A 24,482-nucleotide genomic window follows, 5' to 3' on the forward strand; every position below is an offset into this window, starting at 1 on the left:
AGATGGAGATAATAAAAATAACATCATATATTCAGTTTATAACATGAGATAATATTTATATGGGTATATTGTGGTTAAGATAAGTAGTATTGTTACTTGGGAGGACGTATTCAATGATAAAAATAATGGCCGATTCAACTTGTGATTTATCTAAAGAAATACTTGAATTATACGATATAAGTTTAGCACCACTTACAATTAATATTGAAGGAAAGATCTATAAGGATAGGATAGATATTAAACCTGATGATTTTTATGAAATGATGGAAGATTTATCAGAGTTTCCCTCAACAGGGATGCCTAGTCCAACAGAATATTTAGAAATTATAAAAAAAGCAGTAAAGGATGGGTACAAGGAAGTAGTATGTATCTGTATGTCTAGTGGCACAAGTGGGTCGTATCAATCTGCCGTAATAGCTAAAGATTATTTCTTTGAGGAAGTGCCTGATTCAACTGTTAAAATACATGTAGTAGATTCAAAGTGTATGAGCCATGGAAGCGGTTGGTTATTATTAAAAAGCGCTTTAATGAGAGAAAAAGGTGCATCATTTGAAGAAATAATCCAATTCGTTGAAAAATATAAGGTTAATGTAAAGCATTTTCTTTCTGTTGATGACTTAAATCATTTAATAAAAAGTGGAAGAATATCAAATACAAGTGCATTCATTGGTAAAATTTTATTACTTAAACCAATAATGACTATGAAGAACGGAAAAGGAGCAATAGTAGCAAAGGAGAGAGGACGTAAAAAAGTACTTAACTATTACGTTCAAGAGTTTATTAGCAGAAATGACAAAGAAATAACAGATTTTATAATTATCGGATATACTTCAGATAAAAAAGTCGCGGAAAGCCTAAAAGAAAAACTTCAATTAGAAACAGATTTTGTTGGGGACATATATATTATGCAGATGGGCGTTTCGGTTGGGACCCATGTTGGATTAGGTGCTATTTCTATGTTTTTTATAGAAAAGGAAGATACCAATCGCAAATAATTTAGAGATTTAAAAGGTGTTTTTGGAATAATGATAAATGAACTAAATCCTTTTGAAATTACTAGATGATCTGAATTTAGAAACATAAATATATAAGACCAGATAGAATAACAATTCTATCTGGTCTTATATTTAGCGTAACTAAAAAATGTAGATTTCCCAAAATGATTATCCACCAATATGAGACATTTCAACTTTTTGTTTGTTTATAGGATTATTTTCTCGTTCTTCAGAATAGCGGTCCCGTCGAACGTTCCAAATCCCTTTTATTTTGTCAGCTAATGCAATATCTGTTAAGTCAGAGCGAAGAAGAGTTCTTAAATCATGACCTTTAGCTGCAAACAAACAAGTGTACAATTGACCTTCAGCAGATAGACGGGCACGGTTACAACTAGAACAAAATGAATCGGAGACAGAAGAAATTACACCAATTTCATCTTCACTTCCAACATAGCGATATCTAGTAGCTACTTCACCAGTATAGTTTGCTTGGATAGGCTCGAGTGGCATGACATTGTGGATATCCTCAATGATCTGTTTTTTTGTATATACATCATCTAGTTTCCACTTATTAGAATTACCGACATCCATATACTCGATAAACCGAAGGATGTGTCCTTTTTCTCTGAAGAACTTAGCCATAGGAACTACATCTTTATGGTTTATACCTCGCTTCACAACCATATTCAACTTAACTTTTAGACCAAATTGTGATGCGGCTTCAATTCCATCTAGAACAGTTTGAACTCTAACACCTCGTCCATTAATTTTTCCAAATACTTCGTCACTTAAGGAGTCTAGACTTACAGAGACACGATCAAGCCCTGCATCTTTTAGATCTTTTGCATGCTTCGGTAGGAGAGAAGCATTAGTAGTCATGGCAATATCTTCAACACCATTAATGGCTCTTAATTTTTTTATTAATATAGGTAAGTCTTTTCGCATTAAAGGCTCACCACCAGTAATACGTAATTTTTTCACACCAAGGTCTTTAACGAATATTTTGGCAAGACGTTCAATTTCTTCAAAAGAGAGTAATTGACCCTTAGGAAGAAATGTATAATCAGGCCCAAAAATTTCTGCTGGCATACAATAAGTACATCTAAAATTACATTTATCAGTAACAGAAATTCTTAAATCACGTAAGGGACGTTCTAGAGCATCTAAAACTGTTTGATTCATGTGGATTTACCCCTTTCATGTATTGAATCTGGTTGATTTGTAATTCTTTCAGGGTGTGTATAAACGTTAAATGACTTACCACGAATAAATCCTACAGTTGTTATATTTAAATCATCTGCAAGTTGAATAGCTAAATCTGTTGGAGCTGACTTAGACAATACAATACCAACACCAATTTTTGATGCTTTCAGTAGTACTTCAGAAGAAATTCGGCCGCTGAAAACTATTATTTTATCGCGAACAGGTATTTTATTAATCATACTATACCCGTACAATTTATCGAGAGCATTATGCCTTCCGATATCAGTTCGATCAACAATTATTTCAGAAGCGTTGCAGAGTGCTGCATTATGAACCCCACCTGTATTTTTAAATACATGGCTATTTTCTTGCATCATGTTCATAAGATTTATACATTGCTCAGGTTGAATGGTCGTTTTCACCATTGATGTTTTTGCAGTCCGAACATCATTTTGAAAGTAAAATTGTCTGCTTTTTCCACAACAAGAACCAATAAATCGCTTTGAAAAATGTTGTTGGTTTGTTGGTATTTTTTTATTTAAAGTAACGTAAGCAAAGCCGCGACTTACATTAATGTTAAGGTTTGTAATTTCATCTTTAAAAAGTATAACTCCTTCAGATGCTAAAAACCCAATTATGAGTTCATCTATGTGTGTTGGAGTGCAAACCATAGTTGCAAATTCCACACCATTAACATGAATTGTGATTGGAAATTCAGTAACAATTTCATCTTCGAAGTGTATTAATTCTTCATTAATATACTTAATAATAGGTCGCTTATTGCTAATATTATGACCCATATCACCACACCCAATTTCACAGATTATTGATAGTTAGTAACAATCTAAACATAATCTGATTCATAAGACAAGTAACACACTTTGCCAATTTTCTTCATTAAAAAATAAAAAAACTATTGATGTAAAAAGAGCATTAATGGTATTATTTAAAAAGTTCACAAATTTGTAACAAAAAATTTGATACGAGATAGCGATCCTGTCTTCGGTTAAATTTATTGTGAAATTTATTAAAGAGATTTTAACTGTTGGGCCAATAGTAGCGAATCCTGCTGTTTACTAACCGTTAATCTTCTACAAAAGATTGTACTAGTCTACATTCTTTTAAGGGGGGGTTAACGGTTTTTGTTTTTTTTGAAAACATTAAAAGGAAGTGGGAAATATTATGCAAAAAATTAAAAACAGATGGTTAATTGCAGCTTCTGCTGTGGGTATACATATTTCAATTGGGTCTGTATATGCGTGGAGTAACTTCACTACTCCATTAATTCAAGAATTTGGGTGGACAGCTAAACAAGTACAATTTACTTTTAGCTTAGCGATCTTATTTTTAGGATTATCAGCGGCTTTTCTAGGACACTTTGTAGAAAAATATGGACCTAAGAAAGCGGGACTTCTTGCTGCAACATTCTTTGGAATAGGTATCTTTGGTTCAGGTTTTGCTGTGAACATGTCTTCATTACCTCTTTTATATCTTTTCTATGGAGTTCTTGGGGGGATCGGTTTAGGGGTTGGTTATATAGCACCTGTTTCGACACTTGTTAAGTGGTTCCCGGATCGTCGTGGATTAGCAACAGGTTTAGCAATCATGGGGTTTGGTTTCGCAGCTGCGATCAGTAGTCCAGTTATGGATGCTTTAATTAAGTCAGTTGGTACAGCAAATACGTTTTATATTTTAGGACTTGCTTATTTTCTAGTAATGGCTGTTTCATCACTTTATCTTGAGAAACCGCCAGTTGATTGGGCTCCAGAAGGTTTCAAAGAAAAACTCGCTTCAGGTAAATCTAAAATTAAGCAAGATTTATCTCAATTAACAGCTAATGAAGCAATTAAAACATCAAGATTTTATTATTTATGGATAATGCTATTTATTAATGTAACTTGTGGGATTGCGATTTTATCAGCAGCAAAGCCTCTTGCTCAGGAGAGTATTGGTTTAACGACAACAGAAGCTGCAGCGTTAGTTGGGGTTTTAGGACTCTTTAACGGGTTAGGGCGTATTGGTTGGGCTTCCATTTCAGACTATATTGGAAGACCTAATACGTATACAACGTTCTTCGCTATCCAAATTGTACTATTTGCAGTTTTACCACATACAACAGAGGCATTTTTATTCCAAGTAATGTTAGCGGTTGTATATACATGTTATGGTGGAGGTTTCGCTTCAATCCCAGCATACATTGGAGATTTATTTGGAACAAAACAACTAGGGGCAATTCATGGTTATATTTTAACAGCTTGGGCAGCTGCTGGTTTAGCAGGTCCAATGTTTGCCGCGTGGATGAAAGACACAACTGGAAGTTATGCAACAAGCTTAACTTTCTTTGCAGGACTATTTGTTGTCGCATTGATCGTTTCGCTAGTTATTCGTAAAGATATAAACAGATTAACTGCGCAAAACTTAAAAGAGGCTAACAAAGCGGTAGCAAGCTAATTTTAAATATTTTTCAATTATTGTGGTATAATATTATCATGCATTTTGTATTTTCAGGAGGACCCCATGAATAAGTATGAAGCAGAATTTAGCAACCTTGTTCGCACCTTCAGAAAAAAGCATATGGGAAAAGGTCCAAGTAAAATAACAACGACATTTTGTAAAAATTGGGCGATATGCGAAATGGAAGGGAATCTATCACCGGTTGAAAAGTTTATTTCTGGAACAGATGATGGAAAGCAAGTACTCCGTTCAGCACGAACAGAAATGGTAAAAGAATTATATCGAAAGAACCCTCCTAAAGAAATGGAGGATTTTCTAGGTTGCGAGTATGTTGATCTGTATGTCGACATAGATATTGACCGAGACTTTGGGATGTCCATTTTCGTTTTTAATGATAATATTGAAGAAAAGTATTGTAAATAACAGGTTTGGCACTTGGTAGCGACCCTGCTAAAGACTTAACCACCGTATTGTATTTCCTAATGAAAATACAAATATACGGTGGTTTTTTAGTGCACTAAATCAACAATGCTATAAATAGTAAGGAGTGTAATTAATGGGAGATACAAAACATCAAGGACCGATAAAGATTTCTAAAATGCCTTCGCCGAAACATTGGGTAAGTCCAATTCCATTCGGGTTAGGAAAGGTGAAGCCAAAACACATTAGAGACACAATGAAAGTTGTGTGGGAAAACAAAGATAACTTAAACTACGCTAAAAACATACTTACTAAAGGTGTTTGTGATGGGTGTGCATTAGGAGTTTCAGGTCTTCAGGATCAAACATTACAAGGGCCTCACATCTGTACAACTCGTTTAAATGTCTTGCGCTTAAGTACAATGCCAGCGATGAGTGAAGAGATAGTTCACGCAGATATTGATGAGTTAAAAAAATATAGTAGTAAAGAACTGCGCGGGTTAGGGCGAATCCCTTACCCATTAATACGTAGAAAAGGAGAAAATAAGTTTTCACGTATTAGTTGGGATGACGCGATGGATATGATTGCTGAAAAAATGAAGAAGCTTCATCCAAAACAGTATGGCTTTTATTTAACATCTAGAGGAATTACAAATGAATCATACTATGTAGCAGCAAAGGTGTCGCGTTTTCTTGGAACAAATAATATTGATAACGCATCGAGAATCTGTCATTCACCATCTAAAACAGCTTTAAAACGCTCTGTAGGAATTGGCGCAAGTAGTGCAAATTACCAAGATTGGATTGGGACAGACGTACTTTTATTTTGGGGATCTGTTGCTTCAAATAGTTCACCTGTATCTACAAAATATATGTTGGCAGCTAAGAAAAAAGGGACAAAAATTATCGTTGTAAACCCATATAGAGAGCCTGCAATGGATAAATATTGGGTACCTTCGAATGCTGAATCTGCATTGTTTGGAACAAAAGTTGCTGATGACTTCTATCAAGTCAACATTGGTGGGGACATTGCTTTCATGCATGGTATTATGAAACACTGGTTTGACATGGAAGAAAAGGAACATGGAACTGCCATTAATCATGAGTTTGTTGAGCAACATGTGAATAATTATGAAGAACTTAAATCTAAAGTTAAAGAACAATCTTGGGAAGAGATTGTTAAGTCAGCGGGCATATCAAAAGATAGAATTATAGAGTTAGCAGAGCTTTTAGCGAAGAGCAAAAATGCTGTTTATGCTTGGGCATTAGGCCTTACAATGCACGCTTTTGCAACAGATAACATTTCACAAGTTGCTAATCTTGCTCTCCTTCGTGGACACTTAGGACGTAAGCATGCTGGTCTTATGCCATTTCGTGGTCACTCAAGTGTGCAAGGGGCTGGTGAAATGGGTGCAGATCCTTTTGTTCTACCTGGCGGTGGTTGGGAAGAAGAAAACGTTAAGAGAATCGAAGATTTATGGGGCTTTGAACTTCCAAACTGGCAAGGAGACATCGTTGGAGTTGCTCTTGAGAACACGGTTCTACCAGAAGATAACGAGAGAAAATTAAAACTTTATTATATGAGCGGTGGAAACTTCTTAGAAACAATGCCGAACCCGGAGTTTATTGAAAAAGCATTATCTGAATTAGATATTAGAGTTCATCAAGATATTATCTTTAATACTTCAACATTAGTTGATGCAAAAGAAGCAGTAATTGTTCTCCCAGCAAAAACTCGTTATGAACAAGAGGGTGGAGGCACGTCCACTTCTACCGAGAGAATGGTTTATTTTTCACCTGAAATTGAAGGTAATAAACAGGAAGTAGAAGAAGCTCGTGCAGAATGGAAAATCTACATTGATTTAGCAAAACGAGTAAAACCAGAAACAGCACATTTGGTGCAATTTGATGATGGCCAAGCGATTAGAGATGAAATTGCCAAAGCTAACCGTGATTACGATGGCATACAGAACCTGAAAAAACAAGGTGATGTATTTCAATGGGGTGGCGCATGGCTATGTGAAGGAGGAGTATGCCCAACTCCTGATGGAAGAGGAAATTTAATTCCAATTGATATACCAGAACTTAACAAACCGGAGGGTACATTCTACATCACTACTCGCCGTGGTAAACAGTTCAACTCTATGGTATATAATGAAACAGATTCATTTAACGCTGCTGGTCGATACGATGTACTAATTAACGAAAAGGACGCATTGGAATTCAATATTTCAAATGGCGAACCTATTGTTGTTTATAACCAACACGGTACATTCCAAGGAAAAGCTCATTATGCTGACATTACTAAAGGGAATATTGGACTTCACTTCCCAGAAGGTAATTTCTTAATTCCAAAGGGAATCTATGATGGTCCTTCTGGAATTCCTCAATATAGCGTTGCGGTAAAAGTAGAAAAAGCTGAACGCTTTAATGCGAAGAAAGATGTCAATTATTATGAGAAAAAAGTAGAAGACTTAGAAATGCAAGTAGATTAATGTTAGTGTGTATACTAACTAAAGAAACATATCATTAAGTTGATAAATGAATCCTATTCTGGTGCCTTATACCGCAATAGGATTCATTTATTTTCAGCAGAGAAAGGAAGTACACTGGTGAACGAGCGATATTCTCGTCAAGAATTATTTCGACCGATTGGTGAAAATGGACAAAATAAACTCCGAATAAAGCATGTTTTAATTTTAGGATGTGGTGCGCTTGGTACAACTAATGCCGAGATGCTCGTGCGTGCTGGTATTGGAAGAGTAACAATCATCGATCGAGATTACGTTGAATTCAGCAATTTACAAAGACAACAGTTATTTTCGGAACAGGATGCAATCGAGCAAATTCCGAAAGCAATTGCTGCTAAAAATAGATTAAACAACATTAATTCAGATGTTGAAATTGATGCTTATGTCATGGATGCTACAAGTAGTAAGATTCTGCCTTTACTAAAAAGTGTCGATTTAGTAATTGATGCTACAGATAATTTTGATGTACGCTTAATGATGAATGACTTACTTCAAAAGCAGAATATTACTTGGATTTTTGGATCTTGTGTAGGAAGTATGGGTATGAGCTTTACAATTAGGCCAGGAGACACACCTTGTCTGAATTGTTTGTTAGATAGGGCGCCACTAACTGGTGCGACTTGTGATTCAGTTGGTATTATTTCCCCAGCTGTTCAAATGGTAGCAGCCCATCAAACGACAGAAGCACTGAAATATTTAGTAGAGGACTTTGATGCAATGCGGTCGAGTCTAGTAACCTTTGATTTATGGAATAATAATTATCAAACAATTAATGTAAACCGAGCAAAAAAAGAGACTTGTACCACTTGTGGTACTAATCCAAGTTTTCCATACTTACAATATGAAAATCAAACAAAAACGGAAGTACTGTGTGGAAGAGAAACTGTTCAAATTCGTACAGGTCGTGAAGTAAATATAGAAGACTTAGCACTTCGACTAACAAAGCTTGGTAAAGTGAATTTGAACCCTTTCTTAGTTTCCTTAGAGTATCAATCGTACCGTCTCGTATTTTTCAAAGATGGTCGTACATTAATCCACGGAACTAATTCAATTGAAAAAGCGAAGAGATTGTATTATCAAATAATTGGATGAAAAGGAGATTTGGTCGTGGTAGAAAGAAGAAAGCCAATCAAAGTGAAAGAAGCAATAGAAAGAGTAATGAATTTTGCTATTAATGGTGGCAAAGATTTCATATCAATTGAACAAGCAAACGGCCACTTTTTAGGTGAGGACCTTGTTGCTGATCACGATGTTCCGTTATTTAATCGCTCTCCATATGATGGTTTTACTTTCAAATCAACTGATACAGAAAACGTCTCAAGTGAAAATCCAGTCTTATTACAAGTTATTGGCGAAATTGGTGCAGGTAGTGTTTTTACAGAAACAGTAAAAAATTGCCAAGCTGTTCGAATTATGACTGGCGCTCAAATCCCTGCTGGCTGCGATGCTGTTGTCATGTTGGAGAGAACTCAAGAAATAAATCAAGACGGTAAAACATTTATTCAACTTAAGCAATCCTTTAAATCTGGTGATAACATTTCCTATAAAGGGGAAGATACGAAAAAAGGGACTGTACTTGCAGAAAAAGGGACATTTATCACTCCAGGTGTCATTGCTTTACTTGCTACTTTTGGTTATAAACAAGTACCTGTAAGCAAAAAGCCAAAGGTTGGTGTCATTGCTACTGGAAGTGAATTGTTACAAATTGATGAACCACTTCAGCCAGGAAAAATTCGAAACAGCAATGCATACATGATATGCGCGCAAATTGAGCGGGCCGGCGGATTGCCCATTTATTTAGGCCAGTTCAATGATAATTTAGAGACTTGTTTTACACAAGTACAAGAAGCGTTGGATAAAGTTGACTTTTTAATCACTACTGGTGGTGTCTCTGTTGGTGACTATGATTATTTACCTGCCATATATGAAAAACTAAAGGCTGATGTTTTATTTAATAAAGTAGGCATGCGCCCTGGGAGTGTTACAACGATTGCTGAAAAAGATGGGAAACTAATGTTTGGATTATCAGGTAACCCATCAGCATGTTATGTTGGCTTTGAGCTTTTTACAAGACCAGTGATTCGAACTTTTCTTCATTGCAAACAGCCGTTTCTTAAAAGTGAAACTGCCTTACTCGGTGTGGATTTTCCGAAACCGAATCCATTTGATCGATTTGTAAGAGGTCATTTAACATTTAAGGATGGCAAGCTTTTAGCTACTCCTGTTGGCTTGGATAAATCATCTTCTGTATCTTCATTAGCAATGACGAATGTGCTCATTGTTTTACCAGCAGGTTCAAGAGGCTATGAAGAGGGAATGGAAGTAAAAGCAATTCTACTTGAGGACCAATATGGTACTTCCTATCAATCGTTTCTAAGTAAAGATAATAGTAAGCCTGGAAGAAAGGAGCACCATCATGAACAATGAGCTTTTTCAAATAGTAGACGAACCGATTATTCTACAAGACTTGGTCGATAAGGTTGAACGAAGAGAAGCTGGAGCAGTAACAACTTTTATTGGAACAGTTCGCGAGTGGACAAAAGGGAAAAGAACCGTTTACTTAGAATATCAAGCATATAAGCCAATGGCTATAAAAATGCTGAAAACAATTGGAGATGAAATTCAGTCTAAGTGGCCAAACACTAAAGTTGCGATTACGCACCGTGTTGGCAGATTGGACATTTCTGATATAGCTGTTATTATTGCCGTTTCATCACCGCATAGAAAACAAGCGTATGAAGCAAATGAGTACGCAATAGAGCGAATTAAACAAATTGTTCCTATCTGGAAAAAAGAACATTGGGAGGATGGAGAGACTTGGATTGGTGATCAATTAGAGAAAGTTTCTTATCCTAAAGGAAAACCTAACATAAAGGGTGAAGTACTATGATAACTGTTTTACTTTTTGCGCATTTACAGGAAGAAGCAGGACAAGATCGGTTAGAAATGGACTTAGATGAGATAACGATTGGTGATTTAAAAAAAGAGCTACAACAAAAGTTTCGATTATCACAATTGGATCATGTGATGGTAGCAATTAATGAAGAATACGCTTTAAATGATGATAAAGTAAAGCAAGGTGACGTTGTGGCATTTATCCCCCCTGTAAGTGGTGGATAAATTAGATTGGAGGAAGCAAATATGTTAAAAGAGCATCGCAAAATTTCTCCTAGAAAAGTTAATTGTGCTGTAGTAACTGTTAGTGATACGAGAGATAAATCTACTGATAAAAGTGGTAAGCTCCTACACGAGTTACTAGATAAAGCAAACCATAATGTGGTTTACTATGAAATCATACGTGATGAAAAAAGTATGATTGAAACAACAATGAAAAATGCTATTACTCAGCCTGAAATTGAGGCGATTATTGTAAATGGGGGAACTGGTATTGCTAAACGTGATGTATCTATTGAAGCTATCCAACCACTCTTTGATAAAGAGCTACCAGGCTTCGGTGAGATATTTCGCTATTTAAGTTATGAACTTGATATTGGGTCAGCAAGTATCCTTTCTCGTGCAATTGCTGGAGTTGCTAATAATACAGCAATCTTCTCCGTTCCTGGTTCTTCTGGTGCAGTGAAGTTGGCGATGGAAAAACTAATTCTACCTGAATTAGGCCATATTGTAATGGAAATTAATAAAGATAGGTAAAATAGAGGATGAAAAAATGAAGTTAATAATGAAATTCTTTTTGGTGCTTAGTTTGATGATGATTTCAGGATGTATTGAAGAGTCTAAAAGTACCAACAGTACTACGAAGTTAACTATATCAGCAGCTTCTAGCATGTCACAAAGTTTAATCCAGTTAAAAGATATGTTTGAAAGTGAGTATCCTTCAATTAATATTACATATAACTTTGGTGGAACAGGTACTTTAAGAAAACAGATCGAACAAGGCGCACCAGTTGATATGTTCTTTTTAGCTTCAAAAGCAGATTATGACTTGTTGTATGACGGGGGATATATTGAGAGCGCGTACCCAATCTTTCAAAATAAACTAGTAATAATTAAACATATAGATGCAAAAATTAATAACTTCAATGACTATTTAAATACTAATAAAAAAATTGCTATAGGAACTCCTGGAGCTGTTCCAGCAGGTACATATGCTAAACAAGTGCTTAAGTCAAAAGGTGTCTGGGATAAGCTAGTGGAAGAAAACCGTTTAGTATTCACAAGGGATGTCAAGCATGTACTCACGTTAGTAAAACAGGGAGAAGTAGATGTAGGTTTTGTATACTTTAGCGATGTGAAACAGACTGCTAATATAAATATAATTGAAGAAATAGATCCACAATTACACGAACCCATTGAATATTACATAGCAATATTGGCTGACTTCACAGGAAATGAGGAAGCAGTTAAAACCTTTTATCGATATGTTTTGAATGAAAAAAGCAGAGCACTTTTTAATTCATTTGGTTTTCACACGAAAAGTGGTGTAGAAAAGTAGGGGGAATCTCAATGGAATGGTCTTGGTTCCCAGTTCAATTATCCTTAATTGTTGCAATCATTGCGACACTTATTACTTTATTTTTAGGAATTATTAGTTCACATTGGTTACTTACTAAAAAGGTTAAGGGAAAATCTATTATAGAGACACTTTTCTTTTTACCTTTAGTTTTACCTCCGACAGTAATAGGATTTCTTCTAATAATAGTCTTTGGAAGTAATAGTCCAGTTGGCGAATTGATTGCGTGGGTAACAGGTAGAAGTTTATTATTCACATCTACTGCAGCTGTTCTTGCAGCTACTGTTGTAGCTTTTCCTTTAATGTACCAATCGGTAAAAACAGGGTTTTTGGCAGTAGATACGAATGTAATTGGTGCAGCTAAGGTTGATGGAGCTTCAGATTGGAAGCTATTAATCCTGGTCACCCTTCCTTTATCCATCCGCTCTATTTCCACGGGAATCGTTTTAAGTTTCACACGAGCGTTTGGGGAATTTGGGGCAACATTAATGTTTGCTGGAAACATTCCGGGAAGTACTCAAACAATACCTACAGCTATTTATCTTGCCTTGGAAACCGGACAGATGGATCTAGCATGGTATTATGTTTTAATCAGTATTGGTTTTTCTTTTATTCTTTTGTTTGCAATCAATCGATCGAAAGGAAATGCATAATTTTCATCTCCAACTTACATTTATACCTACAAAGTTAATCTGCATCTTTGAAACAAAAGAAAAGGACACCAGAAAATTATTCAGTGTCCTTATTATCTCGCTTGAAATCACCAGTCTTACCACCACTCTTTTCTAGTAGGTAAGTAGGTCCAATCGTAATCCCTTTATCAACAGCTTTACACATATCATACACGGTTAAAGCTGTGACAGAAGCGGCGGTTAAAGCCTCCATTTCAACACCTGTACTTCCTACAGTTTTCACCTCTGCTACAATAACGAGTTCATATTGTTCATTTTCAAGAGATAACCATTCAAAAGAAAGGTCGACACCACTAATAGGAATTGGGTGGCACATAGGGATTAAAGTCGATGTCTGCTTTGCCCCCATAACGCCAGCTATTTGAGACACAGCTAATACGTCGCCTTTTTTATTCTTTTGTAAAGTAATGTTTTCGTATACGTTTTTATTCATGATTACGCTAGAACGAGCAATTGCTTTTCGCGCGCTTTCCTTTTTATCACTTATATCAACCATTTTTGCTCTGCCATGTTCATTGAAGTGAGTGAAACTTGCCATACTACTTTAATCATCCTTTCCTGTAGAGATATTATAATCCTATCACAAGATAAGTATTAAGGAGATGTCTAAATGTTAACAATTCAAGTTGTTGGATATAAAAATAGTGGAAAGACAACATTAGTATGTGAACTAATTAAAATTTTCTCAAAAGATGGTTTGAAAATAGCTAGTTTAAAACACCATGGTCATGGCGGTGCACCTGTATCTGTAGAAAATACAGATACAGCGAAGCATGAGAAAGCGGGAGCTATCATGACTGGTGTGGAAGGCGAAGGTGTGTTTCAGCTATCAATCAAGCAACACTCATGGAAAATGGAACAGCTTTTAGCCTTTTATCACATTTGTGAAATTGATTTACTTATAATAGAAGGATTTAAGGAACATGATTTTGAAAAAATTGTTTTAATAAGAGATGAGGAAGATTTACATTTGTTAAAGCAGTTATCAAACATAAAAGTTATCTTAACATCACTAGAGCTTAATGAAGAGGATTATGATTGTCCAATCTTAAATCCTACAGATTATAATAAATTGAGTAAGTGGCTATTAAGTCATTTATTTACTGTATAGTGTTTACCTTAACGTTATCTTTTATTAAAAAATAGAAAAAGGAAGGTATTTATGGAAAACGTTATTGCAGGGATTGTATTGGCAGGGGGGGAGTCGAGACGTTATGGCTCCCCAAAAGCATTTGCTAAAAGAGAGGGAATTTCATTTTACCGGTATTCAATTGAAGTATTAACGCCGTTTACTTCTTCAATTGTATTGGTAACTCGACCCGAATTACAAAATATGTTTTATAGAGAAGAAGACGATGGAATCAAAGTTATTAATGATCAAGCCATATATCAAGGACAAGGTCCTCTAGCAGGTATTTATTCAGCAATGGATGAAGTTGTGGCTGACTGGTACCTTGTGTTACCGATAGATGTACCATTTCTTGAAAAATGGGTAGTCGAGCAATTGATGCAATATACAGCTTCCTCGGCGCAGGCAATCGTACCAATCGTTTGTGGGAGAGAGCAGCCTCTCATTGCACTTTACCATAAGTCAGTAAAAAATAAGATAGCAGATCAGCTGTCAAAGGGACAAAGGTCTCTTCGCTACCTTTTGGAACAAATTGATGTGAAATATGAAAGAATTAATAATGAAAACCCATTTAGAAATATTAATAGACCAGAGGATATATTTTAAAAAGTATTTTAGATTTTCTAATACTTAGGAGGAGTTATTAATGGAAATAGGAATTAGCACGTTTGTTGAAACCACCCCCGATGTCAAGTCAGGTAAAGTATTAAGCCATTCACAGAGGATACGTGAAGTAGTAGAAGAAATAGTTCTAGCGGATGAAGTCGGGTTAGATGTTTTTGGTGTAGGTGAGCATCATCGTGAAGATTTCGCAGCATCTTCTCCTGCAGTTATACTCGCTGCAGCCGCGTCAAAAACAAAACGAATAAGATTAACTAGTGCAGTCACGGTGCTTTCTTCAGCAGATCCAGTGAGGGTTTTTCAAGACTTTGCAACTGTTGATGCTATATCAAATGGTCGTGCAGAAATAATGGCTGGTCGAGGTTCTTTTATCGAGTCATTCCCACTGTTCGGATATGATTTGAACGATTACGATGAGCTGTTTGAAGAAAACCTAGAGTTACTGTTAAAAATAAGAGCGTCTGAGAAGGTTACTTGGAGAGGTGGGCACCGTCCGGCAATAAATAATAGAGGAGTGTATCCTCGTCCAGAACAAAAACTTTTACCTGTTTGGATAGGTAGCGGTGGAAATCCAGAGTCTGTAGTCCGTGCGGGAACACTTGGATTGCCTCTAGTTTTAGCCATTATTGGTGGTAGACCTTTGCAATTTGAACCACTTGTTCGACTGTATAAGCGAGCGGCAGCTAAAGCAGGTCATGATCCATCTAAATTACAAGTTGCCTCCCACTCCCATGGATTTATTGCAGAAGATACGGAGACGGCAGCTAATAAGTTTTTCCCTTCTACCCAACATGTAATGAACGTCATAGGAAGAGAACGAGGATGGGGGCATTATGACCGCAATAGCTTTGATGCTGCGCGGACGTTAGAAGGGGCATTATATGTAGGTGACCCTGAGACGGTTGCAGAAAAGATTATTTACTTACGAAAAAATGTTGGTATTACACGGTTTATGCTTCATTGTCCACTAGGCACTATGCCTCATGATGAAGTTATGAAATCGATTGAACTATTAGGGAAAGAAGTTGCGCCACTAGTACGTAAGGAAGTCGAAAAATGGGAAGCAGAACAAGAAAAATAAATGCTAATGTTGAGCAGTAAAATATAAAAGAGAACTGAGTAAAAAATATCTCAGTTCTCAAAACCTCTTACCATTCCTTCGGCTCATAATTTAAGTCATGGAATAGTTGTTTCTTTTCCTTTTTAGTTAAGTCGCGCCATTGTCCAACAGGAAGATTTCCTAAGTGAATATTCATAATGCGTGTCCGTTGAAGTCTAAATACTTCATAACCTAAAGCTTCACACATTCGGCGAATTTGACGATTTAATCCTTGTGTTAAAATAATTTGAAAATCAAACTTTGAAAGTTGTCTAACTTCACATGGTAGTGTTTTTGTCCCAAGTATTTCTACTCCTTCAGACATTTGTTTAATAAAATCTGGAGTTATTGGTTTGTCCACAGAAACAATATATTCTTTTTCATGTTGATTTTCAGCACGTAATATCTCGTTTACTATATCTCCATCATTGGTAAGTAGAATTAGCCCATCTGAATCTTTATCAAGTCTCCCAATATTAAAAATTCTTAAAGGATGGTTTACTAAGTCGACGATATTACCTTTAACGTTTTTCTCAGTTGTACTCGTAATACCGACTGGCTTATTTAGCGCTATATAGACATAATTATTAGCCATATAGAGCTGAGAACCATTTACCCTAACGTCATCCCCAGGTTCAACTTGACTTCCTATTTTAGCAACTTTTCCATTTATAGTAACTCTTCCTTCAGTAATAAGTTTATCTGCACCACGTCGAGACGCTTTTCCTGCTTCACTAATAAATTTATTAATACGCATGTCAATACACACCCTTATGCATAAGTAGTAGCCTTTAGATTAACGAAAAGTCGTCCTATTTTCAAGTGGTTGAAATTCTATATAAGCAATTTATGAACGAGTCGAGCTCCGCAATTCATATATTGAATGATAAAGTACATTTTTAACATATGGAGGATGGAAGATGAACAATATGTATGGTTATGGTATGAACCAACAAATGGGAGCAAACGGTCCGATGCAATTTGTATTAGTAGAGCCATTTGTGTATGAAGCACTTCGAAGTCTCATAGGTAAACGAGTTGTAATAGATACTTCGCGAGGTCCGGTAAGTGGCAATATTGCAGATGCGAAACCAGATCATGTAGTAATTAAAGAATATGATTCTACATTTTTAGTTCGTACAAGTGAAATTATTTGGATAATGCCTGAGAATAACAATTAGTAGTTATTTGAAAGGAAGAACGCCTTAAAACTAAAAGTATAAATTGGTAAAGCGAACTATTTAATCAAAAGAAATTAGTGTTTTATTATGTTAATCTATAACATAGTTTATTTTACTAAGATACTTTTAAAAATTAAGAGGTGATTAATGAAATGAAAACAAAGTTAATTTTCGCATTAATTATTTCCCTTTTTTTCGTTACATCCTGCAGTAGTAACAGTCACAAAGATCATCATGACAACCATGGTATGGGTCATCACTCAGATATGATCTATGAAGGCTCAAGTGAAGTCCCAGCAAATCTAAAAATAGCAGAGAACCCAAAGTATCCTGTTGGTACAAAAGCAATAAGTGTAGCAGATCATATGGGTGGAATGATGGATAAAGTGGTTGTAACCATTGTTGGTGCATATGAAACTACAGCATACGGAACTACTTATGTAGCTACAACTACTGGTGAGGAAATAAAAGATCATAAATGGATTGTTCATGAGGAATTTGTAAATATAGGAGAAGAAATATTACAGCCAGGGACGAAAGTAGCTACAATTGCTGAGCACATGAAGGGTATGAAAGGTGCCATTCAAACGATTGAATTTTCGGTAACGACTACCGTGTATATGGTCAATTTTACTGCAACAAACGGAAAAAAAGTAACAAATCATAAATGGGTCACTGAGGAAGAATTAGAACCTCTAAAAGATTAATGTAAGCTATATAACCCCATATTGAAATAAAAATAACTAAAATTAATACAACAAAAGGATGCCCCTATTATGAGGCATCCTTTTGTTATAATGTATATTACTTCATAACAAATTGTTGATTTGTTATCATTTAATTAAGGAAAAAAATAAAAATTTTTCCTAACTCGATACTACATCCATCATAATCATCCCACAACAAAATATTCTATTCTACACGTACAACTAAAAAATAGAAAGCCCAATAAGAAAAAACACCTATAACAATATTATTTTTATCTCACTTAGTAAAAGGAAATTTGCTAATTAAGAATCGTATCAAATTAACTATCATATCAGTGTTACTAAAGGAACAATTAAAAATTCTTAGTCTGCACGGCAGAAATCCAGCTGGTAAAAACCATTGGGGGAATGCAAGTGAAGAATGAACAAATTACCAAGCTATTAACTACTATTTCAGGGCATAATTTAGGATATTTGTATGAAGCTTACGAAAGATACCTAAAAGATGAAAGTACCGTAGACGCTTCATTACGGTCATTATTTGATAATTATGGAGAGTTTTTGTTACCAGACCTAAACAGCGATCAAATAAGAGTAAGTCAACAGCGACCAGACGTAAAAAAAGTGCTAAATGCAATAAAACTTTTTGGAGATATTCGTCAATATGGCCATTTAGCGGCAAAAATTCATCCATTACAAAATGAGAGACAAGATGAAGTTAAATTTGCTAACTTAGAGTCTTACCATCTTTCAGAAGGAGAATTACAGAAGATATCTGCTTCTTTACTTTTAGATCATTGTCCAGAGCATATCAAAAATGGAATGGAAGCTTATGAGCATCTTCTGAAAGTGTATACAAGTACAGTTACCTTTGAATTTGACCATATTCATAATGCAGAAGAAAAACGCTGGCTTGAAAACTATATAGAGAAAAAAGGAATTTATAAGACGTATTCAAAAGATAAAAGAGTTACTTTACTACGTAGGCTACAACAAGTAGAAACCTTCGAAAAATTTCTCCATAAAACATTTGTTAGTCAAAAGCGATTCTCTATAGAGGGATTAGATATGTTAATTCCAATGTTAGATGAATTAGTAAATGGAGCATGTGAAGACCGAACTAAAAGTATCATGATAGGAATGGCTCATCGAGGACGACTAAATGTATTAGCACATGTCCTTGGAAAACCTTATGAATTAATATTTTCTGAATTTCACCATTCACCTAACAAAGATTTAGTACCTTCGGAGGGTTCAAGAGGTATTAACTATGGTTGGTCAGGTGATGTGAAATATCACCTAGGGGCAAAAAGAGAAGTTAATGATGAAGATCAGCATACGGTACAAATAAACTTAGCAAATAACCCAAGTCATTTAGAATATGTAAATTCTGTAGTGCAAGGTATTACAAGAGCGGCACAGGAAAATCGAAAGGAACCTGGCTTTCCAAATCAAAATAAACAGGCATCATTTAATGTATTAATTCATGGAGATGCAGCTTTTCCAGGTGAAGGTGTCGTAGCAGAAACACTAAATTTAAGTAGATTAAAAGGATATGGAATTGGTGGGTCAATACATATTATTGCCAATAATTTACTTGGCTTCACCACTGATAGTGTAGACTCTCGATCTACTAAATATGCTAGTGATATTGCAAAAGGGTTTGAAATACCTATCATTCATGTAAATGCAGATGATCCAGAAAGGTGTTTAGAGGTAATAAAGTTTGCTTATGAATATCGCAAAAAATTTAATAAAGATATTTTAATAGATTTAATTGGTTATAGAAGATTCGGGCATAATGAAATGGATGATCCTAACGTAACACAACCACAATTGTACAAAAAAATAAAAGAGCATCCAACTGTATTAGAAACATACGCTCATCAATTAATAGCAGATAATCTCATCTCTGAAAAAGATGTACGAAGCAATGAAGAAAAGCAATTTCAGAAGTTACAGACCATTTTTGATGAGCTATCTAAGAAAGATCAGAAGAGGTTAAAAAAACAACCAATTCCTAAAGAAGTAGAAAAGGGATTATCAGAAATTGATACGTCCGTCCCAATACAAACATTACAAAACATAAATACCAGCATTATGAAAAAACCTGATGGATTTAAAGTGTATCCAAAACTTGAAAAGATTTTGAAGAAGAGAGCAAATGAATTTAATGAAGACGGAAAAATAAATTGGGCACTTGCAGAAACACTAGCATTTGCAACTATTTTAGCTGATGGAAAGCCGATTCGTCTTACAGGTCAAGATAGTGAACGGGGTACATTTGCTCATCGACATATGGTTTTACATGATTATAAAACGAATGAAAGGTTCATTCCACTTCATAATTTTAAAGAAGCAAAAGCATCATTTTCAATTTACAATAGTGCTTTATCAGAAGCAGCAGTTCTCGGTTTTGAATACGGCTATAGTGTTTATGCAAAAGAGGCACTCGTATTATGGGAAGCGCAATTTGGTGACTTTGTAAATGCGGCGCAAGTAATTATTGACCAGTTTATTGCAGCGGGGCGAGCGAAGTGGGGACAAAAATCAAGTCTTGTTATGCTCCTTCCTCATGGCTATGAAGGGCAAGGACCAGAGCATTCCAGCGCTCGCTTAGAAAGGTTTTTACAGTCTGCGGCAGAGAATAATTGGACAGTGGCAAATGTAACAACTGCTTCTCAATATTTTCACATTTTAAGACGCCAAATGTGTATTAGTGAAAGAGAAGAAGCACGACCATTGATTATTATGACACCCAAAAGTCTACTTCGTCATTCTCAAACAGCTTCTGCTAGTTCAGAATTTAGTTCGGGTCGCTTTAAACAGTTATTAATCCAGCAAGATATAGGTAAGAAGGCAAAGGAAGTAAAGCGATTAATCTTATGTAGTGGCAAGGTAGCTGTAGATATAACATCAAAACTTGAAGAGTCAGCAGGAAAGGTTAAAAATTCTATTAAGATTGCTAGAGTGGAACAATTGTATCCTTTTCCTAAAGAAGAAATAAGGGGGCTTATTAAAAAACTTGTCAATGTAAAAGAAATAATATGGGTGCAAGAAGAACCTAAAAATATGGGAGCATGGCCAGTAATCCAAGAATTATTAAGTGAAATTATTGAAAGTAACATTACTATAAAATATATTGGTCGTCCTAAACGTTCAAGTCCTGCAACAGGTTTACCTGATTTTCATATACAAGAACAAGACAAAATTATTGAAGAAGCATTGTTTATTGAGGAAGGTGGAGGTAGCACGTGAAAGAGATAACAATTCCTGAACTTGCTGAATCAATTACTGAAGGAACAATAGCTGAATGGTTAAAAAAAGTAGGAGATTTTGTAAATAAAGGGGAAGTACTAGTTGAGCTAGAAACAGATAAAGTTAATGTAGATGTTAGTAGTGAACATAGCGGAGTGATCAAAGAAATTATAGCTAAACAAGGTGACAATGTAGAAGTTGGGCAAGTAATTGCAAAGATTGATGATACGCAAGCAAAGCCTGATGGTGAAGAGTCACAACTGGAAAGTAAGGAAGTGGAAAAAGAATCAGGAAGCGCGGATAATACAAAGCCTACATCTGAAGAAGAACAAGATAAGGTAGAGAAAAAAACTGAGGATAATGATGAAAAACAAAATAATAGACCGATTGCATCACCGGCTGCGCGAAAAAAAGCTCGTGAATTAGGCATTGATTTGAATGAAATACCGTATCAAGACCCACTAGGACGAATAAGGAAGAGTGATGTAGAAGAATATAAACAATCACTTAATAGTGAAGCTGAGAATGAAAAAAAACAATTCAACTCTTTAGTTGAGGATAGCGAAGAAAAAATTGAAAGAATTCCGATGACAAGGCGCAGGCAAACAATAGCTAAAAGGCTAGTTGAAGCACAACAAAATGCAGCGATGTTAACTACATTTAATGAAGTAGATATGTCCAAAATTATTGATGTCCGAAACAGAAGGAAAGAATCTTTCGAAAAAAAGCATGGTGTAAAGTTAGGTTTTATGTCTTTCTTTACGAAAGCAGTCATCGGAGCGTTAAAAGCATTCCCTTATGTAAATGCAGAAATAGATGGAACAGATATTTTACTAAAGAAATTTTACGATATCGGAGTAGCCGTTTCAACGGATGAAGGGTTAGTTGTACCTGTCGTTCGTAATGCAGATAAATTAAGCTTTGCAGGCATTGAGGAAGAATTAGTAAATTTATCAGAGAAAGCACGTACAAATTCATTAGCATTGAAAGACTTGCAAGGTGGAACGTTTACAATTACGAATGGAGGTGTCTTTGGCTCTCTCTACTCAACTCCGATATTAAATTCACCACAAGTTGGTATATTAGGAATGCACACCATTCAAAAACGTCCTGTTGTTGTAGATGACGAGGACAATATTGAAGTAAGACCGATGATGTATATTGCCTTATCGTATGACCATAGAATTATTGATGGTAAAGATGCAGTTCAATTTTTAACAACTATAAAACAACTTTTAGAAGACCCAGAAGACTTATTGTTAGAAGGGTAAATATAAGAAAAAAACAGCAAATTTCTTTAGCCCTCAAAGCTAGATGTTATTTGCTGTTTTTCTTGTAATGAATAATAGAAAACAGGACAAAGTAAATTTGAAGATATAAAGGAGGTAAACAATGGATATTCAAAATCAAGGAAATATCGACGATCAATTTAAGCTTGCTAAGTCGGGTTTTGATGCGACGATGCCTGGGCATACTAACAAGCATAGTAATGAAATGGTTTTAAGGCAAGAACCGAGGACGGCTCGAGAGCAAGGGAGCGGCATTAGCCTTCCTTATGATACTCGTTTAGAAATGGGACTAATGCTTGATGAGCATTCATGTGCACTGCACGTGGCACTACACCAATATACAAAACACCATTGGTTAACAGAAGGCCCTGAATCATTCGGTAGCTTGCATCACATTTTAGATGAGCATATTGAAGCAACACAAAAACATATCGATATGATTGGTGAGCGCGTTGCCCGATTAGGCGTAGTACCAACTGCCCACCCCGTGACCCAGCATGAAATCTCATATATTAAGCATGAAGTAGAGGGTCGTTATACAATGAGAGATTATCTTCGAAACGACTTAGAACATGAATTAAAAATACAAGGGATGTTAAGAAAAACAATTGAACGTGCACATGATTTAAAAGATTTTGGAACAGTTCAAGTTTTAGAAGAAGTATTGCTAAAGAGAGAGGACTTAGGTTATCACATTTGGAGCCTTTTAGAAGATGATTCGCTCTTCCGTGGTATGTCACATCTATTAGATGGAAAAGGTGATATTGCTGAAAATCGTCACTTAAATGATAATCTTCCACAATAATTAAAAACCTCGAGTGGACTTAACAAAATCCATTCGAGGTTTTACTCATCTTTATATTTGCATAACAACTCTTTTTCGGACAAGTTGAACAGAAGCTTTGATTTCTATTGTTCATTAAGTATGAAAAGCAACATGTTGTTCGTGGACGAATCTCTTTATTATATTCTTCAACAAATACTTTTTTGTTGTACATTTTTTTTAAGGGGTTTTGATGGACATTACCAAACATTTGTCCCTGTGCATTTAATAGTATTTCAAAGTCATCTTTCAACTGGTCTAAACGATGTACGAGAGTCTCTCTCCCTTGCAGGTCATCGTATAACCAATAAACATATACAGCAATATTTTCCCACATAATCCATTTTGAGAGTTTAGTTAAGCGATATGTTTTTTCGATTAAAGGATAAAAAACCTCTTTAAAAAACATTTCAATTGATAGACGAAAAGAAGAATTCCTATCATTTCCATCAATTGAAACAAACGATATATCTTTCAAGTGGAAGTCAGGCATCCACATTTTATTAAGGTATCGGTCTACTAAAAACGTATTTTCAGCTTGAATAGCGATTCTTTTATCATGAACTGTTAGCATATATAAATAGCCTATAAAAGGAAAAGATAGCCTTTTCACTAATACAGAAGCAGTAGCTTGAAGTGAATCAATACTCAATTCATTACTCACTTTTTCTAAATACTTTTTGTAAGAATTTAAATCGTTATACAGATACAGTGGCCAGCCATTAGAGGCTTCATACTTAAAAATACGGTATCTTTGTAGCTCGATCCAATCCTCGTTTGTTAAAGCGTTACACATATAATTCGCCCTCCTTTTTCAATATGTATCTACCTTTACCATATGGAATACATAGAGGCGTTCCATACAATGGATCAGAAACGATTTTACTTTCCATTTGGAATACATCCTGAACAAGTTTAGCATTTATAATATCCTCTGGTTTTCCTTTTGCGTAAACCTTTTTATCTTTAACAGCGACAATATTATGTGCATAGCGGCAAGCTAAATTTAAATCATGTAATACCATGATTATTGTTCGTTTTTCTGTATTATTGAGTTCAAATAGTAAATCAAGTATCTCTATTTGGTGAGTCATATCTAAATAAGTAGTTGGTTCATCTAATAAGATAATGTCCGTATCTTGTGCTAATGTCATTGCGATCCACACCCGTTGCCTTTGACCGCCAGAAAGTTCTTCAACTAAACGATCTTTTAATTCCTCAACGCCAGTAGCTTTTAATGCCGCGAAGACCTTTTCCTCATCTCTTTTAGACCATTGCTGAAGCCATGACTGGTGTGGATAGCGTCCTTGTTTTACAAGTTGTATTACAGTCAATCCTTCAGGTGCCACAGGACTTTGAGGTAAAATAGCTAGTTTTTTTGCAACGTTTCTTGTAGCCATTTTTTCAATTTCTATGTTGTCTAATAATACTGCTCCTGCCTTTGGCTTAAGTAAACGTGCCATGGAGCGCAGTAACGTTGACTTTCCACATCCATTACCACCAATGAAGACTGTAATTTCACCTTTGGGAATAGTCATGTTTAATTCATCAATAATTATTTTATCCCCATAAGATAATGTTAAAGAATCCGTTTTAAATGAATTGGTCAT

25 protein-coding genes are annotated in these 24,482 nt (G+C 35.4%); 19 read left to right on the forward strand and 6 right to left on the reverse strand.

Annotation, left to right across the window (positions count from 1 at the left end):
* Positions 1-113: 113 nt before the first annotated feature.
* Positions 114-995, forward strand: coding sequence for a DegV family protein (locus CIB95_RS10300; protein ID WP_094924867.1), 882 nt, complete (start codon positions 114-116; stop codon positions 993-995).
* Positions 996-1,163: 168 nt separating this feature from the next.
* On the opposite strand, the gene moaA is transcribed toward CIB95_RS10300, so the two are convergent.
* Together moaA and fdhD are read right to left on the reverse strand one after the other, a co-directional pair.
* Positions 1,164-2,177: a GTP 3',8-cyclase MoaA gene (gene moaA, locus CIB95_RS10305; RefSeq protein WP_094924869.1), complete on the reverse strand. Its 1,014-nt coding sequence runs from the start codon at positions 2,175-2,177 to the stop codon at positions 1,164-1,166.
* Positions 2,174-2,998, reverse strand: a complete 825-nt coding sequence (gene fdhD, locus CIB95_RS10310) for a formate dehydrogenase accessory sulfurtransferase FdhD (RefSeq protein WP_094924871.1) — start codon at positions 2,996-2,998, stop codon at positions 2,174-2,176. The genes moaA and fdhD overlap by 4 nt, the downstream gene beginning before the upstream one ends.
* Positions 2,999-3,380: 382 nt before the next feature.
* On the opposite strand from fdhD, the gene CIB95_RS10315 reads away from it, so the two are divergent.
* The 10 genes from CIB95_RS10315 to modB all read left to right on the forward strand — a co-directional run bounded on the left by CIB95_RS10315 (position 3,381) and on the right by modB (position 12,726).
* Positions 3,381-4,649, forward strand: coding sequence for an L-lactate MFS transporter (locus tag CIB95_RS10315; protein ID WP_094924873.1), 1,269 nt, complete (start codon positions 3,381-3,383; stop codon positions 4,647-4,649).
* Between the two features lie 66 nt (positions 4,650-4,715).
* A complete protein-coding gene (locus CIB95_RS10320; RefSeq protein ID WP_094924874.1) occupies positions 4,716-5,075 on the forward strand; it encodes a DUF2294 domain-containing protein in 360 nt (119 codons plus the stop codon).
* A 133-nt stretch (positions 5,076-5,208) separates the two neighbouring features.
* Positions 5,209-7,566 (forward strand): FdhF/YdeP family oxidoreductase, encoded by a 2,358-nt coding sequence (locus CIB95_RS10325; protein WP_094924875.1) that lies wholly within the window; start codon positions 5,209-5,211, stop codon positions 7,564-7,566.
* Between the two features lie 117 nt (positions 7,567-7,683).
* A complete protein-coding gene (locus CIB95_RS10330) occupies positions 7,684-8,694 on the forward strand; it encodes a MoeB/ThiF family adenylyltransferase (RefSeq protein ID WP_094924876.1) in 1,011 nt (336 codons plus the stop codon).
* A gap of 9 nt (positions 8,695-8,703) precedes the next feature.
* Positions 8,704-10,029 (forward strand): molybdopterin molybdotransferase MoeA, encoded by a 1,326-nt coding sequence (locus CIB95_RS10335; protein WP_094924877.1) that lies wholly within the window; start codon positions 8,704-8,706, stop codon positions 10,027-10,029.
* Positions 10,019-10,492: a molybdenum cofactor biosynthesis protein MoaE gene (locus CIB95_RS10340; protein WP_094924878.1), complete on the forward strand. Its 474-nt coding sequence runs from the start codon at positions 10,019-10,021 to the stop codon at positions 10,490-10,492. The genes CIB95_RS10335 and CIB95_RS10340 overlap by 11 nt, the downstream gene beginning before the upstream one ends.
* Positions 10,489-10,722: a molybdopterin converting factor subunit 1 gene (moaD, locus tag CIB95_RS10345; RefSeq protein ID WP_094924879.1), complete on the forward strand. Its 234-nt coding sequence runs from the start codon at positions 10,489-10,491 to the stop codon at positions 10,720-10,722. Before CIB95_RS10340 ends, moaD begins: the two co-directional genes overlap by 4 nt.
* Before the next feature lie 21 nt (positions 10,723-10,743).
* Positions 10,744-11,253 (forward strand): MogA/MoaB family molybdenum cofactor biosynthesis protein, encoded by a 510-nt coding sequence (locus tag CIB95_RS10350; protein WP_094924880.1) that lies wholly within the window; start codon positions 10,744-10,746, stop codon positions 11,251-11,253.
* A 55-nt stretch (positions 11,254-11,308) separates the two neighbouring features.
* Positions 11,309-12,055 carry a molybdate ABC transporter substrate-binding protein gene (gene modA, locus CIB95_RS10355; RefSeq protein ID WP_158217609.1) on the forward strand — a complete coding sequence of 249 codons (747 nt, stop codon included), beginning with the start codon at positions 11,309-11,311 and terminating at the stop codon, positions 12,053-12,055.
* A gap of 11 nt (positions 12,056-12,066) precedes the next feature.
* On the forward strand, positions 12,067-12,726 hold the full coding sequence (gene modB, locus CIB95_RS10360) for a molybdate ABC transporter permease subunit (protein WP_198949190.1): 660 nt from the start codon (positions 12,067-12,069) through the stop codon (positions 12,724-12,726).
* 76 nt (positions 12,727-12,802) lie between these two features.
* On the opposite strand, the gene moaC is transcribed toward modB, so the two are convergent.
* Positions 12,803-13,303, reverse strand: coding sequence for a cyclic pyranopterin monophosphate synthase MoaC (gene moaC, locus CIB95_RS10365; RefSeq protein WP_094924883.1), 501 nt, complete (start codon positions 13,301-13,303; stop codon positions 12,803-12,805).
* Between the two features lie 72 nt (positions 13,304-13,375).
* Between moaC and mobB the strand changes: the two genes are divergently transcribed.
* The 3 genes from mobB to CIB95_RS10380 are packed head-to-tail and all read left to right on the forward strand — an operon-like array spanning position 13,376 to position 15,596.
* Complete coding sequence (mobB, locus tag CIB95_RS10370; RefSeq protein ID WP_094924884.1) at positions 13,376-13,876, forward strand: molybdopterin-guanine dinucleotide biosynthesis protein B; 501 nt, start codon at positions 13,376-13,378, stop codon at positions 13,874-13,876.
* Between the two features lie 51 nt (positions 13,877-13,927).
* Positions 13,928-14,500 (forward strand): molybdenum cofactor guanylyltransferase, encoded by a 573-nt coding sequence (mobA, locus tag CIB95_RS10375; protein ID WP_094924886.1) that lies wholly within the window; start codon positions 13,928-13,930, stop codon positions 14,498-14,500.
* 40 nt (positions 14,501-14,540) lie between these two features.
* Positions 14,541-15,596 carry an LLM class flavin-dependent oxidoreductase gene (locus CIB95_RS10380; RefSeq protein ID WP_094924888.1) on the forward strand — a complete coding sequence of 352 codons (1,056 nt, stop codon included), beginning with the start codon at positions 14,541-14,543 and terminating at the stop codon, positions 15,594-15,596.
* A 67-nt stretch (positions 15,597-15,663) separates the two neighbouring features.
* Here CIB95_RS10380 and rluF read toward each other — a convergent pair whose 3' ends face one another.
* Entirely contained in the window at positions 15,664-16,371 is a 708-nt protein-coding gene (rluF, locus tag CIB95_RS10385; RefSeq protein WP_094924890.1) for a 23S rRNA pseudouridine(2604) synthase RluF, read from the reverse strand.
* Between the two features lie 163 nt (positions 16,372-16,534).
* On the opposite strand from rluF, the gene CIB95_RS10390 reads away from it, so the two are divergent.
* From CIB95_RS10390 to CIB95_RS10410, 5 genes are all read left to right on the forward strand, one after another.
* Positions 16,535-16,795: a YuzF family protein gene (locus CIB95_RS10390; protein WP_233144113.1), complete on the forward strand. Its 261-nt coding sequence runs from the start codon at positions 16,535-16,537 to the stop codon at positions 16,793-16,795.
* A gap of 152 nt (positions 16,796-16,947) precedes the next feature.
* Positions 16,948-17,502 carry a YdhK family protein gene (locus tag CIB95_RS10395; RefSeq protein ID WP_094924892.1) on the forward strand — a complete coding sequence of 185 codons (555 nt, stop codon included), beginning with the start codon at positions 16,948-16,950 and terminating at the stop codon, positions 17,500-17,502.
* Between the two features lie 408 nt (positions 17,503-17,910).
* Positions 17,911-20,760: a 2-oxoglutarate dehydrogenase E1 component gene (locus tag CIB95_RS10400; protein ID WP_094924894.1), complete on the forward strand. Its 2,850-nt coding sequence runs from the start codon at positions 17,911-17,913 to the stop codon at positions 20,758-20,760.
* The gene (gene odhB / locus CIB95_RS10405; RefSeq protein ID WP_094924896.1) at positions 20,757-22,031 is read left to right on the forward strand and encodes a 2-oxoglutarate dehydrogenase complex dihydrolipoyllysine-residue succinyltransferase; all 1,275 of its coding nucleotides are present in this window, start codon (positions 20,757-20,759) and stop codon (positions 22,029-22,031) included. The genes CIB95_RS10400 and odhB overlap by 4 nt, the downstream gene beginning before the upstream one ends.
* A gap of 121 nt (positions 22,032-22,152) precedes the next feature.
* Positions 22,153-22,854, forward strand: coding sequence for a Dps family protein (locus CIB95_RS10410; RefSeq protein WP_094924898.1), 702 nt, complete (start codon positions 22,153-22,155; stop codon positions 22,852-22,854).
* 19 nt (positions 22,855-22,873) lie between these two features.
* Here the strand turns inward: CIB95_RS10410 and CIB95_RS10415 are convergent, their stop codons facing one another.
* Positions 22,874-23,668: a (2Fe-2S)-binding protein gene (locus CIB95_RS10415; protein WP_094924900.1), complete on the reverse strand. Its 795-nt coding sequence runs from the start codon at positions 23,666-23,668 to the stop codon at positions 22,874-22,876.
* Positions 23,661-24,482, reverse strand: a complete 822-nt coding sequence (locus tag CIB95_RS10420) for an ABC transporter ATP-binding protein (protein WP_094924902.1) — start codon at positions 24,480-24,482, stop codon at positions 23,661-23,663. The genes CIB95_RS10415 and CIB95_RS10420 overlap by 8 nt, the downstream gene beginning before the upstream one ends.

Source organism: Lottiidibacillus patelloidae (genome assembly GCF_002262935.1).
Taxonomy (GTDB): domain Bacteria; phylum Bacillota; class Bacilli; order Bacillales; family SA5d-4; genus Lottiidibacillus; species Lottiidibacillus patelloidae.

Coding starts and splice junctions, on each gene's coding strand:
- CIB95_RS10300 (WP_094924867.1), top strand. CDS start 114: ATGATAAAAATAATGGCCGATTCAACTTGTGATTTATCTAAAGAAATA.
- moaA (WP_094924869.1), bottom strand. CDS start 2,177: ATGAATCAAACAGTTTTAGATGCTCTAGAACGTCCCTTACGTGATTTA.
- fdhD (WP_094924871.1), bottom strand. CDS start 2,998: ATGGGTCATAATATTAGCAATAAGCGACCTATTATTAAGTATATTAAT.
- CIB95_RS10315 (WP_094924873.1), top strand. CDS start 3,381: ATGCAAAAAATTAAAAACAGATGGTTAATTGCAGCTTCTGCTGTGGGT.
- CIB95_RS10320 (WP_094924874.1), top strand. CDS start 4,716: ATGAATAAGTATGAAGCAGAATTTAGCAACCTTGTTCGCACCTTCAGA.
- CIB95_RS10325 (WP_094924875.1), top strand. CDS start 5,209: ATGGGAGATACAAAACATCAAGGACCGATAAAGATTTCTAAAATGCCT.
- CIB95_RS10340 (WP_094924878.1), top strand. CDS start 10,019: ATGAACAATGAGCTTTTTCAAATAGTAGACGAACCGATTATTCTACAA.
- moaD (WP_094924879.1), top strand. CDS start 10,489: ATGATAACTGTTTTACTTTTTGCGCATTTACAGGAAGAAGCAGGACAA.
- CIB95_RS10350 (WP_094924880.1), top strand. CDS start 10,744: ATGTTAAAAGAGCATCGCAAAATTTCTCCTAGAAAAGTTAATTGTGCT.
- modA (WP_158217609.1), top strand. CDS start 11,309: ATGATGATTTCAGGATGTATTGAAGAGTCTAAAAGTACCAACAGTACT.
- modB (WP_198949190.1), top strand. CDS start 12,067: ATGGAATGGTCTTGGTTCCCAGTTCAATTATCCTTAATTGTTGCAATC.
- moaC (WP_094924883.1), bottom strand. CDS start 13,303: ATGGCAAGTTTCACTCACTTCAATGAACATGGCAGAGCAAAAATGGTT.
- mobB (WP_094924884.1), top strand. CDS start 13,376: ATGTTAACAATTCAAGTTGTTGGATATAAAAATAGTGGAAAGACAACA.
- mobA (WP_094924886.1), top strand. CDS start 13,928: ATGGAAAACGTTATTGCAGGGATTGTATTGGCAGGGGGGGAGTCGAGA.
- CIB95_RS10380 (WP_094924888.1), top strand. CDS start 14,541: ATGGAAATAGGAATTAGCACGTTTGTTGAAACCACCCCCGATGTCAAG.
- rluF (WP_094924890.1), bottom strand. CDS start 16,371: ATGCGTATTAATAAATTTATTAGTGAAGCAGGAAAAGCGTCTCGACGT.
- CIB95_RS10390 (WP_233144113.1), top strand. CDS start 16,535: ATGAACAATATGTATGGTTATGGTATGAACCAACAAATGGGAGCAAAC.
- CIB95_RS10395 (WP_094924892.1), top strand. CDS start 16,948: ATGAAAACAAAGTTAATTTTCGCATTAATTATTTCCCTTTTTTTCGTT.
- CIB95_RS10400 (WP_094924894.1), top strand. CDS start 17,911: ATGCAAGTGAAGAATGAACAAATTACCAAGCTATTAACTACTATTTCA.
- CIB95_RS10410 (WP_094924898.1), top strand. CDS start 22,153: ATGGATATTCAAAATCAAGGAAATATCGACGATCAATTTAAGCTTGCT.
- CIB95_RS10415 (WP_094924900.1), bottom strand. CDS start 23,668: ATGTGTAACGCTTTAACAAACGAGGATTGGATCGAGCTACAAAGATAC.
- CIB95_RS10420 (WP_094924902.1), bottom strand. CDS start 24,482: ATGACCAATTCATTTAAAACGGATTCTTTAACATTATCTTATGGGGAT.